This window comes from Salinispora oceanensis (assembly GCF_000383575.1).
GTDB lineage: Bacteria > Actinomycetota > Actinomycetes > Mycobacteriales > Micromonosporaceae > Micromonospora > Micromonospora oceanensis.
In genome coordinates this window covers 3,657,318-3,671,119 of sequence record NZ_KB911579.1, presented here as the reverse complement: position 1 = coordinate 3,671,119, position 13,802 = coordinate 3,657,318, and the positions used below count along the sequence as shown (strand labels likewise).

The following is a 13,802-nucleotide window of genomic DNA, read 5'->3' as shown; positions in this document are numbered from 1 at the left end:
AGGTGAGGACGAAGCTCCGGTACGACGAGGTCTTCTGCCCTTCACTGGTGATGTGCGCAGTACGTATCTGCATTTCACCCGTTCGGGGGACACTCGATGTTCGGTATCTGTGTGAACACAGGTACCGACCGCAGGAACTTGGTTGCCCGCCGACGGTCAGCCGTAACACGATCTGCTGTGTGCTGAAGCCCGAAATCCTGGAGTACTACCAGCGGGGCGGCGAGCGGGATCGGCTCGCTGCCGGCCCGGGCCGGTTGGAGTTCCTGCGCACGTGGGATGTCCTGTCCCGGGTGCTCCCGGGTGCACCAGCGGCCTTGCTGGACGTGGGCGGTGCGACCGGGGTCTACGCCGCTCCGCTGGCGCAGGCCGGCTACCACGTCCGGGTTGTCGACCCGGTGCCCGAGCATGTGGCTGAGGCGGCAGCCTGCCCCGGTGTGACCGCCGTCCTCGGGGATGCCCGGGCCTTACCCGCCCCCGATCGCAGCGTGGACGCGGTCTTGCTGCTCGGGCCGCTGTATCACCTGCCGGAGCGGACGAATCGCGTTGCTGTCTGGCGGGAAGCGGCTCGTGTCGTACGTGCTGGCGGCGTGGTCGTGGGAGCCACCATCAGCCGGTTCGCGTCGCTGTTCGACGGTTTCGTGAAGGGCTACTTCACTGACGCACAGTTCCGACCCATGGTGGAGCGCACGTTGGCCGAAGGAGTGCACCGCAATATCGGCGACACGCAGCGGTGGTTTACCAGCGCCTACTTCCACCATCCGGACGAGTTGGCCGGTGAAGCGACGGAGGCGGGCCTTCTCGTACGGCGGCGGGTTTCGGTCGAGGGCCCGCTGGGGATGACCGGGGCGCGACTGGCCGAGATCCTGGCCAGCCCCGACCTGACCGGCCTGCTGCTGGAAATGATGCGCTCGGTGGAAGATGAGCCGAGTTTGCTCGGCGCCAGCGGCCACGTCCTCACGATCGCCGTCCGAAGCAGCGCAGAAGCGGAGTAGACCACCGCGCCGAAGCCTGGGGTGTGACCGATCGGCCCTTTCGGGGACGCCGCCCCGCGCCGATCCGGGTACCCAGCCACAGCCCGCCCAGCAGGACGGCTGCGAAGACGGGCAGCCAGCGGAGGCGGGCGAGGATCCACCACCACGTGTCGGGCGCGGTGTGCAGTCCGGGCAGTGGGGCGGAGCCCAGGGCGAAGAGGGTCACCGCCACCAGCGCGGTCTGGTGCCACAAGAAGATCCGCATGGCGGACAGGTTCGTCGCGCCCACGACAGCCCAGACCAACGGGCGGCGGGCGAGCCGGGTCAGCGGGCCACGTAGCAGCAGGGCCATCCCCACCTGGGCCAGCCCGAAGCTCACCGCGACGAGGGTGGGCGGGTTGAGGTTGGACCGGCCCTGGCCGGGCACACCGACCAGGCTGGCGGGGTAGTCGCACCAGTGCACCAGCGCGGCGGTGGCCACGATCCCGCCGAGGAGCAGCCCGACCGCCGGCAGCCGGGCCCCGCGGGCGCAGGCAACCCCGAGACAGAAGGGTACGAGCCAGGCGGTCGCCACGTTCACCCAACCGAGCCAGGACGGGCCGCCGAGCCCGAGCCGCGCCACGTCGACCACGGCGACCGCCGCCACGAGCGCCACGACGGCTCGGCCGGGCCGGCTCCACACGAGCGGGGTCACGGCGATGAGCCCGGCGTACACCACGACAAACCACAGCGGGCTCAGCACGATGACCCGGACGGTGCGCACGGACTCCGGGTCAGCGGCCGGCATCCAGACCAGGGCCGCCACCGCCCAGCAGGCGAGAAAAGCCAGCACCGGACGGAAGAGCCGATTCATCCGCGCCAGCAGCCACCCCCGGTAGCTGCTCGCCCTCGGCAGCCCACCCGCCGCGACGAACCCGCCGACGAAGAAGAAGACCGCGAGGGTCTGCAACAGCCAGGAGACCGGGGTGAGGACGGGCAGGTACGCCAGCGGGCTGGCCACCCGCAGCCCCGACCCGGTGAGCACGAACGCGGTCACCAGCCAGTGGCCGAGCACCACGCCGGCGATGGCCAGGGCACGCAGCACGTCGATGGAGCGGTCCCGGCCGGCCAGCGTGGCCGCCACAGGGCGAGCGGTGAGCGATCTCGCAATCATGCTGTCCCCAACGCCACGGCAGCGAGACTCTCCAGTGCGGTGGTGCCGGGCAGGAAGTACCCGTCGTGACCTTCGGCGCCCGTGACATCCAGGGTCCGCGCGCCGAACGAGGGCCGGCTCGGGTCCGCGCCGTGACCGAGGCCAAGGATCCGCACCTCGGGGATACGCCGGGTCCAGTCATCGTCGGCGCTGCCCACCCAGAGCCGCGCCTCGGTATCCAGCTGTTCGGCCGCACCGACATCGAGCCCGGGGCTTCCCAGCGCCACGAGGTCGGTGACCTGAACGGGCAGCCGGGCCGCGGCGTAGGCGAGGACCAGGGAGCCGTAGCTGTGCCCGATCACCGTTATCGCCGTGTCCGGCCGGGCCGTGGCGAGCTGCCGGACGTACTCGGTCAGGGCGGTCGCTCCAGCCATCGCGCGCTCCGACCGGATCGCGGCGAGGTCGAGGCCGCCGGGCGGCACGTAGCCGAGCCAGGCCACCACCGCGACCCGCCCGCCACACACGGCGTGCAGCTGCCGGGCCTGCCAGTGCGGCGAGCGCCGCAGCACGCCCCCGTGCCCCCGGTCAAAATTCTCCGGTGTGGTGGCCGCACCGGGCACCAGCACGACAATCCGATCGGCCCCATCCGGATCACCCACGGTCCGCACCACTGGCGCGCCGATCGCCGCCGGGCTCGGGGCCGGGCAGGCGGCGGCCAGCAGCACCGCGACGAGCAGCCGCAACAACCATCGCTTCATGGCAGCGACGCTAGGTAGGGACCGTCCTCGGAAGCGTCACCCGCGAGCGCCAACCCGGACCGGTACCCCGGTACTACCTACTCACCCGGGTTGATCATGCCGCTCTCGTAGGCGTAGACCACCGCCTGCGCCCGGTCTCTTAGGTTCAGCTTCATCAGCACGCGGCTGACGTGAGTCTTCACGGTCTGCTCGGCGAGCACCAACTCCGCCGCGATCTCCTGGTTTGACAGTCCGCGCGCGATCAGCCGCAGCACCTCTGCCTCGCGCCGGGTGAGGGTGTTGATCAAATCCGGCTCGGCTCGGCGCGGCCGCGCGCGGCTCGCGTAGTCCGCGATGAGCCGCCGGGTCACCGAGGGAGCGAGCAGCGCCTCACCCGCGGCCACCACCCGGACCGCATGCATGAGGTCGGCGGCCGGCGCGTCCTTCAGCAGGAACCCGCTCGCTCCGGCCCGCAGCGCCTCGAACACGTAGTCGTCCAGGTCGAAGGTGGTCAGGATGAGCACCCGCGGTCGACGCCCACCAGGGGGCACCTCCAAGATCTGACGCGTTGCGGTCAACCCATCCATTGTCGGCATCCGGATGTCCATCAGGATGACGTCGGGGTCGTGCCGGCGCGCAGCGGCGACCGCCTGCTCACCGTCGGCGGCGTCCGCCACCACCACCATGTCCTCCTGGGCGGTGAGCAACGCCCCGAACCCCTCCCGGACCATCGCCTGGTCGTCAACGAGCAACACCTTGATCATGACTGACTCTCCAGGGGCAACGTCGCCCGCACCTCGAATCCACCGTCGTCGGTCTGGTCGGCGCGCAGGCTGCCGTGCAGCATGGCCACCCGCTCGCGCATCCCGAGCAGGCCGTGGCTGCCGCTCGCGCCGGTCACGGCGGCGACCGGCGGGGGCACCGGGCGGCCGTTGGGGTCCACCTTGACCGCGTTGCGGACCCGGATGATCAACTCGTGCCGGTTCCGGTGCAGGGTGAGGTCAGTGGGCGCACCCGGAGCATGTCGGGCCACATTGGAGAGCGCCTCCTGCACGATCCGGTAGGCGGAGAGCCCCACCGAGTCCGGCACACCGGTGAGCACACCCTGCACCGACACCGTGACCGGGGTTCCGGCTGCCCGCGCGCCCGCCACGAGGGCATCCAGCTCCGCGAGGCTGGGCTGAGGCGTTTTCAACGGCTGCTCCTGTGGGGCACGCAGTACGCCCAGCAGCCGCCGCATCTCGGTGAGCGCCTCCCGGGATGACTCCGCGATCTCGGTGAACTCCGCGCGCGCCGCCGGCGACAGCTCGTTCAGGCGGTAGGCAGCGGTCTCCGACCGCACCGCGATGAGGGACATGTGGTGCGCGACGACGTCATGCAGCTCCCGTGCGATGCGCGTCCGCTCGGTCAGCATCGCACCCCGTTCCTGCTCGACGACCAGGCCGGCGCGCGCCTGCGCCCACCGGCCCAGCAGGTGGCCCACCCCCAGAACGCCGCTGACCAGCAACATGCTGCCGTAGCCGACGCCCGAGTCGAGAAACGCCAGCGACATCGCGATGCTGAACACCCAGACCCAGAACAGCACCCCCAGCGGATGGCGGTAGCCGACCGCGACGAGCACGACGAGGTAGACCAGGATCAGCACCGGATTGCCGGGCCAGGGGGCACCGGCTTCGTGCAGTCCGTTGACGCCACTGACCAGGGTGGCTACCGCTGCCACCCGCCACGCCAGCAGCGCCCGGCGGGGCAGCAGGGCCACCGGCGCCGCGGTCAGGGCGGCGAGGAGGATCGTCTCGAGTCTGCCGACCTGGTACGGCGCGAGGGCCGCCATCGTGAGGAGCCACAGGAGGAACGCGACCACCGGCGCCAACACCCGCAGCTGCGGGCGCAGCCGCGCCAACCGACGAACCCGACCCGACGCGGCAGCGTCCCCGGGGTTCGGGTCGTGGCCGGTGGCGACCGCCCGCACCAAGTCACGCAGCGCTGCGGTTACCGGCATACGGTCAGGGTACTGTCACACTCCGGCCGGGTGGGGACAAGACAGTCTGGGTCCAGAGCGCATCTCCACGACCCGGAAGAAACACCCGCAGCAGGTACCCCTTCCAGCACGAAACTCTCCGTTCCGCGGGTTACAGTCCGCTGTCGTCAACGACGACTCGCACCGGGAAGGAGGGCGGCTGTTGAAGGTCACCGTCATCGGGTCGGGGCACCTGGGCGCAACCCACGCCGCCGGGATGGCCGACATCGGGCATGAGGTCATCGGGGTCGACATCGACCCGGAGAAGGTCGAGACGTTGAACGCCGGGCGGGGCTGGTTTCACGAACCGGAACTCGATGTGCTGCTGGCCCGCAATCTCGACACCGGAAGACTTCGCTTCACCACCGACTTCGCGGCGGCGGCTGCCTTCGGCGATGTGCACTTCCTCGCGGTCGGCACCCCCTCCGGCCTGGACGGCACCTACGACCTGACCCAGATCAGCGCGGCGATCGAGCGACTGGCCCCGCACCTCCAGCGCCCCTGCCTGATCGTCGGCAAGTCCACCGTCTCGCCCGGCACCGCCGAGGTGGTCGAGGCCCAGGCCCGGAAGCTCTCCCCCGCCGGTGACGACGTTCAGGTGGCGTGGAACCCCGAGTTCCTCCGCGAAGGCACCGCGGTGGCCGACACCCTGACCCCGGACCGGATCGTCCTCGGCGTCGCCTCGACCGAGGCCGAAGAGACCCTACGACTGCTCTACGCGCCGATCACCAACGGCCACGGCTGCCCGCTCGTGGTCACCGACCGGATAACCGCCGAGATGGTCAAGGCCACCGCCAACGCCTACCTGGCCACCCGAATCTCGTTCGTCAACGCCGTCGCCGAGATGTGCGCGGTGGTAGGGGCGAACGTCGCCGAGTTGGCCGACGCCATCGGCCACGACGCGCGCATCGGGCACCAGTACCTGCAGCCCGGCCTCGGCTTCGGCGGCGGTTGCCTCCCCAAGGATCTGCACGCCTTCACCGCCCAGGCCGAGCGGGGCGGCGTGACGGCCGCCGCCGAGTTTCTGCGCGGCGTAGACGGGGTGAACCTGCACATGCGTACCCGCGCTGTCGCGCTGGCCACCGCCGCGCTCAACGGCGAGGTACGGGGACGGCGGATCGCGCTGTGGGGTACGGCCTTCAAACCCGGCATCGACGACGTGCGTGACTCCCCCGCGCTCGACGTCGCCGTCCGGCTCCACGCCGCCGGGGCGCAGGTCACCGCGTACGACCCACAGGGGCTGGCGATGGCCCGGCAGTCCGCGCCGCAGCTGAGCTACGCCGCGACGGCGGCCGAGGCGGCCCTCGACGCCGAGCTGATCGTGGTCGGCACCGGCTGGCCCGAATTCGGCGCCCTCGACCCCCACCTGATCGCCAACGGTGCGGCGCGACGAGTGTTGCTGGACACTCGTGGCGTGATCTCCGGTCCCCGCTGGCGAGCCGCGGGATGGACCGTGCACGGGCTCGGCTACCAGTCCTGACCCGTGCGACCCCCGCGGGTCACGGACGCTGACCGGGCGGGGTCTCAGTCGAGACAGAACTCGTTGCCCTCGACGTCCTGCATCACCAGGCACGACTCGTTGTGGCCGTCGGCGGGCAGGAGTTGCACCCGCACCGCGCCGAGCGCGACCAGCCGGGCGCACTCGGCCTCGAGGGCGGCCACCCGCTCGGCACCGACGAGCCCGGTTCCGACCCGCACGTCGAGGTGCAGCCGATTCTTCACCGCCTTTCCCTCCGGAACGCGCTGAAAGAACAGCCGCGGCCCCACACCAGCGGGATCGACGCAGGCGAACGCCGAACCCTGCCGTTCCGGTGGGAACGTACGTTCGAAGTCGCCCCAGGTGGCGAAACCCGTGGGAGGCGGCGGCACGACGTATCCCAGCGCCTCGCACCAAAACCGTGCTACCCGCTCCGGCTGCGCGCAGTCGAAGGTGATTTGGACCTGCTTGACCGATGGCATCAGCCCACCGTAGGCGTCGGGTGGCGATGCCGCGACCCCATTTCCGCGGCGGCGCTACCGTGGCAGAAGAGCAAGAAAGACCCCACGCCGCCCCGCCAAGCATGCCGCCATCCCGGTAGGTCTGGCGCTCACCCCGGAGTCCGGGTGAGCAGCACAGCCTCGTGCCCCTGGGTGGTCAACGCCCGATCCAGGACGGTGCCGGCCTGACCAGTCCCACCGGGAATGACGACCTTCACAACTCCTCCTCAGCTGGCCCGCTCGGCGTTGCTGCGTAAAACGCAGAACTCGTTGCCCTCCGGGTCGGCCAACACCACCCATCCGGTGCCGTCGGGGTTTCGGTGGTCGCTGACAAGCGTCGCGCCCAACGCCATGACCCGTTCGGTCTCCTCGTCCCGCTTGAGCTCGGGGGTGAGGCAGACATGGACCCGGTTCTTGCCGGCCTTGCTCTCCGGCACCCGCTGGAAGTACAGGCTCGACCCCCCGACCGCATCGAGGTACGCCTCTTCCAAGCCCGGCGCACACTCGGCGGCGATCGGCTGATCCAGCACCTGGCTCCAGAAGGTGGCGAGCTGGTACGGGTCAACAGCGTCGAAACAGACGTTACGTACGGATGTCGGCATAGGAGGTTGCTACCCCGTTCCCAGTCCGTCGATCAACCGTATTACGCCGACGGGTTGCCGAACCATCGCTGCAGCTGGGTGCGCAGCTCCTCCTGATCGTCGCCAACCCACGCCACGTGGCCGTCCGGCCGCAGCAGCAGCGCGGGCACGTCCACTTCGGTACTGACGTCCACCACGTGGTCGACCCGGTCGGCCCAGCCGGCCACCGAAAGCCGGCCGGTCTGGTCGAGCACCATTCCCCGGCCACGGTGCATCAGGCCGTAGAGACGCCCCTGCTTCAGCTCCACGTCGCGCAACCGCCGGCCGAGCAGGTGGTGCCCCTCGCCGAAGTCGTACCGGACCGAGATCGCGGTGACCTTCTCGATCAGGTAGCGGTTCACCTCCTCGAAGTCCATCAGCTCCGCCACCACCGCGCGCACGGCCTGGGGGCCCGGTTCGAGGGTGATCAGCTCCGTCTGCGCGCGGGTGTTCTCCAGTACGGCGGCGGCCACCGGGTGTCGCTCCGCCTGGTAGCTGTCCAGCAGCCCGCTCGGCGCCCAGCCACCGATCTCCGCGGCGAGTTTCCAGCCGAGGTTGAAGGCATCCTGGATGCCGAGGTTGAGCCCCTGCCCACCGAGCGGCGGGTGGATGTGCGCCGCGTCGCCGGCCAGCAGCACCCGGCCGACCCGGTAGCGCTCGGCGAGCCGGGTGGCGTCACCGAACCGGGACAGCCAGCGCGGTGAGTGCACCCCGAAGTCGGTGCCGGCGGTCACCCGCAGCTGCTGCTGGAATTCCTCGAACGTCGGCGGGGTCGTGCGATCCTCGGCCACCCCGGCGGCGGGCACGACGACGCGGTACAGCCCCTCCCCGTCGCCAACCGGGCCGGCCCCGAACCGGAGCTGCGTCTTGCGGACCTCGGTCATCACCGCGGTGACCTCCTCCGGTGCCGCGGTCAGCTCCATGACGCCCAGCAACGTCTCGAACCGGGTGGGCTCGCCGGGGAAGTCCACGCCGAGCAGCTTACGAACGGTGCTGCGGCCGCCGTCGCAGCCGACGAGGTAGCGGGAACGGAGCTTGGTGCCGTCGGCGAGTTCCGCGGTTACCGCTTCCTCGTCCTGGCTCAGGCCGACGAGTTCGGTGCCACGGAGGATATCCGCGCCGGCCTCGGCGGCGTGCTCGGCGAGGAGTCGTTCGGTGCTGGTCTGCGGGATACCGAGGATGTACCCGTGCGCGGTGTCCATGTTGTCGGGCCACGGCTTGGTGATGCCGGCGAAGTAGCCACCGATTCGGTACTGCTGGCCGTTCGCGAGAAAGCGCTCGAGCAGGCCGCGCTGGTCCATCACCTCGATACTGCGCACGTGCAGCCCGAGCGAGCGGACAATCACCGGCGGCTCGGTGTCCCGCTCCAGCACCACCACGTGCACTCCGTGCAGCCGCAGCTCACCGGCCAACATCATGCCGGTCGGCCCGCCCCCAACAATGATCACGTCAAACATGAAAACTGCCCCCATTCGTCGACACTTGTTTCGGCCAGCCCTCCACCGAATTGATGGCGCGAACCCGCGCACACGTGTGTGTCGCGAATCCCTGATTCCACAGGTACTGGCTTCGGCCGACGATTCTGCGGCAATAAGGGGGTCTTGCCGCAAGACCCCCTATGTGCTATATGTTAAGAGTGGCAGGGAGATGTGCACTGCCAAGTTTCGCAGCGCACCCCCAAATCGAAGCGCGCTGCCACCTCATCGAGTAACACCGGGACCCGGCCCATCTGCTGCCGGCAGCCGCACCGTCACCTCCAAGCCACCGCCCGGCTGCGCGATCGCCTTCACCACGCCACCATGCGCGTCGCAGACGGCCCGGACGATGGAGAGCCCCAGACCGGAGCCGCGGGCACCGGTCCGTTCCCGGCCGCCCCGCCGGAACGGCTCGAACAGCCCCGGCACATCGGCCTGGTCCACCTCGAAGCCGGTGTTGCCCACCACCAGCCAGGACCGCCGGCCATCCGAACCGGTCCGCACCCAGAGCCGGCCGTGCAGATGGTTGTAGCGCACCGCGTTCTCGACCAGGTTCCCGGCGAGCCGGTCAAGCAGCCCGGGGTCGCCGACCACCGGCGCCGGCTCGAGCGAGGTCTCCACCTGCAGACCGATCCGCCCCACCTCCCGACGTACCGCCGTCAACGCGTTGGCGGTGCCGGCAGCCAGGTCGCACTCCGTCCGCCGGGCGAGGCGATGGCCGGCCTGCGCCTCGCTGCGGGCCAACACCAACAGCGCGTCCACCAGGCCGTTGGCCCGCTCCGAGGCGTCCCGCACAACAGTTGACATCCGGCGGTACTCGGCGGTGTCCGCCTCGTCGTCGCTGAGCGTCACGTCGATCTCGGTGCGCATCACGGCGAGCGGAGTGCGCAGCTCGTGCGAGGCGTTGGCGACGAAGCGCTTCTGCGCGTCGAAGGCGACCGCGATCCGGTCCAGCATCGCGTCAAAGGTCTGCGCCAGCTCGGCCACCTCGTCGTCCGCACCCGAGTAGCAGATGCGCTGATCCAGGGTGGTCTCGCCGAGCCGTCGAGCGGTGGCGGTGACCTGGTAGAGCGGGCGCAGCGCCCGGCCCGCGACCAGGTAGCCACCGACCACCCCGACCACGCTGATCGCCAGCAGCGCCGCCAGCCCCTTGGCCAGCAGTTCCCGGCTCGCCGTATCGCCCAGCTGCCGTTGCCACTCGGCCGCGTCCAGGGAACGACCGTCGGCCAGCACCACCGTCGTCCCGGGAAGCAGCTCGTCGGTGGGGCGCAGCGCGTCGCGTACCAGCAGCCAGGCCAGCAACACCAGGATCACCCCGGCGCCCACCAGCAGTAGCCCGTTGAGCAGGGTCAACCGCAGGCGCAGGGTGGGCCGCATGCCACGGCCGGCGGTCACGCCGCCGCCTCGGCCACGCGGTAGCCCGCGCCGACCACGGTCTCGATCAGCGGTGGGTCGCCGAGCTTACGGCGCAGCGTACGCACCGTCACCCGGACGATGGTCGTGAACGGGTCGGTGTTCGCGTCCCAGACCCGTTCCAGCAGCTCCTCGCTGGAGACCACCGCGCCACCGGCCTTGACCAGTTCATGCAGCACACCGAACTCCTTGTTGGTCAGGTCCAACGGCACGTCGGCCCGGGTGGCCGTCCGGCGAGCCGGGTCGAGCACCAGGTCGGCCACCGCCAGCACCGGTGGAGCGGCCGGGGTGGCACGGCGACCCAACGCCTGCACCCGGGCGACCAGCTCGTCAAAGGCGAACGGCTTGGGCAGGTAGTCGTCCGCGCCCAACTGCAACCCCTCGACCCGGTCGGCGACCGTCCCGCTGGCCGTCAGCATCAGCACCCGGGTCAGGGTGCCGGAGGCGGCCAGCTCGGCACAGATCTGATCACCAGGCACGCCGGGAAGGTCCCGGTCGAGCACCACCACGTCATACCGGGTGACAAAGGCCATCTCGTGCCCGCTGTCACCGTCGTACGCGACATCCACCGCCATGCCGCGCTTGCGTAACCCCCGCGTGATCGCGTCGGCGAGGTTGCGTTCGTCCTCGACAACCAGTACCCGCATCCCAGCCTCCTCGCGCCTGAAACTCCCCGACAACCTAGTGCTTCGCCGCCAGCGACGAGTCGGTGCGCGACCGGGGGGTGGGACACCGCACGACCGGGACCGAACCGCGCACGACCAGGGACGGGACAGCCCCGCGACCGAGAGTGACCGGGGCCGGCAGGTCCACCCCGGAGGCGCCTGTACGATGGCGCGTCGTGCCCGCGCCGATGGTTGACTCCGTGCCAGAGACCAGCGCCGCCACGTCCACTGTGGCAAAAGCGCCGACCCGGCGTTCCCGCTGGCGTCCCGCCCGCGCCGACGTCCTGGCCATCGGCGTCTATCTGGCCCTCGGCGTACTGGTCTGCCTCAACCACTGGGGAGACATTCCCAACCGGGTCTCCGCCCACCTGCCGACCGACCACAGCTGGTTCGAGTGGCTCTTCGCGCACGGGGCGTACTCGGTGTGGCACCTGGAGAACCCGCTCTTCACCACCCGGCAGAACGCGCCGGTCGGGGTGAACATGATGGCGAACACCTCACTACTCGGGGTGACCCTGCCGCTGGCGCCGCTGACCATGCTGGTCGGCCCCCAGGTGACGTACGTGCTGTACCTCGGCGCCGCGCTGGCCGCCACCGCCGGCACCTCCTACTGGGTCCTCTCCCGGCACCTGGTGCGCTCCCGCGCCGCCGCGTTCGTCGGCGGCGCGTTCCTGGGCTTCGCACCCGGCGTCGTACACCACGCCAACGGCCAGCCCAACTTCGCCTCCAACTTCCTGCTCCCGCTGATCGTGCTCCGCGTGCTGCGGCTCGGTGAGCCCGGCCGCTGGCGACGCAACGGCATCCTGCTCGGCCTGCTGGTGGCGTACCAGATCTTCATCAACGAGGAGATGCTGCTGCTCACCGCGCTGGCCTGCCTCGTCGTCGTCGCCACCTACGCGGTGCTGCGGCCGGGGGCCGCCCGACGGCAGAGCGGCACCTTCGCCGCCGCCCTCGGCACCGGTGGCGGCCTGGCGCTGCTGCTCACCGCGTACCCGATCTGGTTCCAGTTCAACGGTCCGCAGTCCTACCGCGGCCTACAGGGCGGCGTCTTCCACAGCTGGGGCGAGGACCTGAAGGCCTTCGTCACCTTCCCCCGGGACACCCTCGCCGGAGACGCGGCGGTGGAGCAGACGATCGGCGTGACCGAGCAGAACAGCTGGTTCGGCTGGCCGCTGGTGATCCTGGCCGTGGTGGCCCTCCTGCTGCTGGTCCGCCGCAGCCTGGTGGCCCGCGTCCTGGCGGTCCTGATGGTGGTGTTCACGGTGGCCTCCCTCGGCCCGGCGATCCGCTTCGACGGCGTCGAGACCGACATCAACGGCCCGTGGGCGTACGTGTCGGAGGAGCTGCCGCTGGTCGAGATGATGATGCCGACCCGGCTGAGCCTGATCGTGGCCGCCGCGATCGGGATCCTGCTCGCCGTCGCGTGGGACGCCGTCACCGGGACCGGCCGGCCGCCGGTGCCCGCGCCGCGCTCCGGCCGCTCCCCGGCGCCCACGCGGCGCTCCGGCCAGCTGCTGCGGTTCCCGCTGCGGTGGCGACGCCCGGTCGGCTACGCGGCCATCACGCTGGCCCTGCTGCCGCTGATTCCCCGGCCGCTGCCGGTGGAGGCGGTGGCGCCCCCACCGCACTTCATCACCACCGGCGGCTGGCAGCCGTACGTGCCCGAGGGGCGCACCCTGGTCCCGGTACCGATTCCGAGCAACGTGCACGGCCTCTCCACGCTGCGCTGGAGTGCGCTGACCCAGCACGCGTTCCCCGTTCCCGGCGGGTACTTCATCGGCCCCAACGAGCAGGGGGAAGGGATCTTCGGGGCGGACAACCGGCCCACGACCCGCCTCATCTACTCCACGATGGGCAAGAACGCCACGCCACACATCACCGACGTCGAGCGGCGACAGGCGGTCGAGGACCTGCGGTACTGGCGGGCCTCGGTGGTGGTGCTCGGTGCCCACCCCCGGGAGGCGGTGCTGCGCGACCTGATGACGTCGCTGCTCGGCGCACCGCAGCGGGTGGACGATGTCTGGCTCTGGGACGTCCGTCCCCTGGTCGACTAAGGCGCGTTTCACAAGTCCGGTTAGAGCCACTCGCCGGTGACGGTGATGGTTCTGGTCAGGACGGCTCGGAACCGGTGGCGTGTTGCTGTACGCGGCTGGCCGTCGAGTCCACGCTGAAGCGCGATCAGTCTGGCGTCCCGGTGAGTTGCATCTCACGACCCGACACGAGAGCGATGAATTCCTCGCGTTGCCTCAGCAGCTCGTCCCGACTGGTACCGTACTCCCCCGCAATCCGCTCGCCACCGTGAGTGAGGTTCCAAATCCACGCGTCTACGTCATAGGCGGAGCTAGTGATTCTCTTGGCCTGCTGGCGTACGTCGAGAGCCACAGCAAGCTGTACAGCCGAGTTGGCCGACAAGAGGGCAGTCCAAGCTGACCAGTAGTGATCCTTTAGTTCGCTCGTTGCTTGTTTTGCGTCACTGCCCGCCCGCCGGGCACCTGGCTTGGCCCAAGCCATCTCGTCCGCAGTCATGAGATAGATGTCGAGGTTGGCGAGGAAGCCGGCGCACACGTTCCGTTGATCCTCTCGTTGCGCTGCTGCTCGCTCCGCTCGCGCGAGCTCCCGTTGGTGACGGCTGTTGACATGAGCGCCGAGCAGCGCGCCACCAACACCAATTGCCGCACCGATCACAACGGCCGCTGCCGCGATTAGCTCCGCGCTCATCCGCATATCGAAGCATAGGAGTCTTATCCCAGCAGCCCCGTCGGATGGCGGCGCCTCCGAAGCAGCGCCGGCCGGCT

13 protein-coding genes are annotated in these 13,802 nt (G+C 70.3%); 3 read left to right on the top strand and 10 right to left on the bottom strand.

Annotated elements, in window-relative coordinates; translation table 11 throughout:
• Window positions 1-179 precede the first annotated feature (179 nt).
• On the top strand, window positions 180-992 hold the full coding sequence (locus tag SALPAC4_RS0117020) for a class I SAM-dependent methyltransferase (RefSeq protein ID WP_019871337.1): 813 nt from the start codon (window positions 180-182) through the stop codon (window positions 990-992).
• Here the strand turns inward: SALPAC4_RS0117020 and SALPAC4_RS0117015 are convergent.
• The 4 genes from SALPAC4_RS0117015 to SALPAC4_RS0117000 form a co-directional block, all read right to left on the bottom strand.
• A complete protein-coding gene (locus SALPAC4_RS0117015) occupies window positions 955-2,124 on the bottom strand; it encodes an acyltransferase family protein (RefSeq protein WP_027644324.1) in 1,170 nt (389 codons plus the stop codon). The two genes, SALPAC4_RS0117020 and SALPAC4_RS0117015, sit on opposite strands and share 38 nt — an antisense overlap.
• The gene (locus SALPAC4_RS0117010; protein ID WP_019871335.1) at window positions 2,121-2,861 is read right to left on the bottom strand and encodes an alpha/beta hydrolase; all 741 of its coding nucleotides are present in this window, start codon (window positions 2,859-2,861) and stop codon (window positions 2,121-2,123) included. Before SALPAC4_RS0117010 ends, SALPAC4_RS0117015 begins: the two co-directional genes overlap by 4 nt.
• Before the next feature lie 77 nt (window positions 2,862-2,938).
• Window positions 2,939-3,604, bottom strand: a complete 666-nt coding sequence (locus tag SALPAC4_RS0117005) for a response regulator (protein ID WP_019871334.1) — start codon at window positions 3,602-3,604, stop codon at window positions 2,939-2,941.
• On the bottom strand, window positions 3,601-4,839 hold the full coding sequence (locus SALPAC4_RS0117000) for a sensor histidine kinase (protein WP_019871333.1): 1,239 nt from the start codon (window positions 4,837-4,839) through the stop codon (window positions 3,601-3,603). Before SALPAC4_RS0117000 ends, SALPAC4_RS0117005 begins: the two co-directional genes overlap by 4 nt.
• Before the next feature lie 181 nt (window positions 4,840-5,020).
• On the opposite strand from SALPAC4_RS0117000, the gene SALPAC4_RS0116995 reads away from it, so the two are divergent.
• Window positions 5,021-6,337, top strand: coding sequence for a UDP-glucose dehydrogenase family protein (locus tag SALPAC4_RS0116995; protein ID WP_019871332.1), 1,317 nt, complete (start codon window positions 5,021-5,023; stop codon window positions 6,335-6,337).
• Between the two features lie 44 nt (window positions 6,338-6,381).
• On the opposite strand, the gene SALPAC4_RS0116990 is transcribed toward SALPAC4_RS0116995, so the two are convergent.
• From SALPAC4_RS0116990 to SALPAC4_RS0116965, 5 genes are all read right to left on the bottom strand, one after another.
• Window positions 6,382-6,816, bottom strand: a complete 435-nt coding sequence (locus SALPAC4_RS0116990; RefSeq protein ID WP_019871331.1) for a VOC family protein — start codon at window positions 6,814-6,816, stop codon at window positions 6,382-6,384.
• 245 nt (window positions 6,817-7,061) lie between these two features.
• Window positions 7,062-7,436: a VOC family protein gene (locus tag SALPAC4_RS0116980; RefSeq protein ID WP_019871329.1), complete on the bottom strand. Its 375-nt coding sequence runs from the start codon at window positions 7,434-7,436 to the stop codon at window positions 7,062-7,064.
• Window positions 7,437-7,477: 41 nt separating this feature from the next.
• Window positions 7,478-8,911 carry a rifampin monooxygenase gene (rox, locus tag SALPAC4_RS0116975; RefSeq protein ID WP_019871328.1) on the bottom strand — a complete coding sequence of 478 codons (1,434 nt, stop codon included), beginning with the start codon at window positions 8,909-8,911 and terminating at the stop codon, window positions 7,478-7,480.
• Window positions 8,912-9,154: 243 nt separating this feature from the next.
• Window positions 9,155-10,324: a sensor histidine kinase gene (locus SALPAC4_RS0116970; protein WP_018737518.1), complete on the bottom strand. Its 1,170-nt coding sequence runs from the start codon at window positions 10,322-10,324 to the stop codon at window positions 9,155-9,157.
• Window positions 10,321-10,989, bottom strand: coding sequence for a response regulator transcription factor (locus SALPAC4_RS0116965; protein WP_018732683.1), 669 nt, complete (start codon window positions 10,987-10,989; stop codon window positions 10,321-10,323). The genes SALPAC4_RS0116970 and SALPAC4_RS0116965 overlap by 4 nt, the downstream gene beginning before the upstream one ends.
• Window positions 10,990-11,195: 206 nt before the next feature.
• Here SALPAC4_RS0116965 and SALPAC4_RS0116960 point away from each other — a divergent pair, with 206 nt between their 5' ends.
• Window positions 11,196-13,061, top strand: a complete 1,866-nt coding sequence (locus SALPAC4_RS0116960) for a hypothetical protein (RefSeq protein ID WP_019871327.1) — start codon at window positions 11,196-11,198, stop codon at window positions 13,059-13,061.
• Between the two features lie 124 nt (window positions 13,062-13,185).
• On the opposite strand, the gene SALPAC4_RS0116955 is transcribed toward SALPAC4_RS0116960, so the two are convergent.
• Window positions 13,186-13,725 (bottom strand): hypothetical protein, encoded by a 540-nt coding sequence (locus SALPAC4_RS0116955; protein ID WP_223874769.1) that lies wholly within the window; start codon window positions 13,723-13,725, stop codon window positions 13,186-13,188.
• Window positions 13,726-13,802 lie beyond the last annotated feature (77 nt).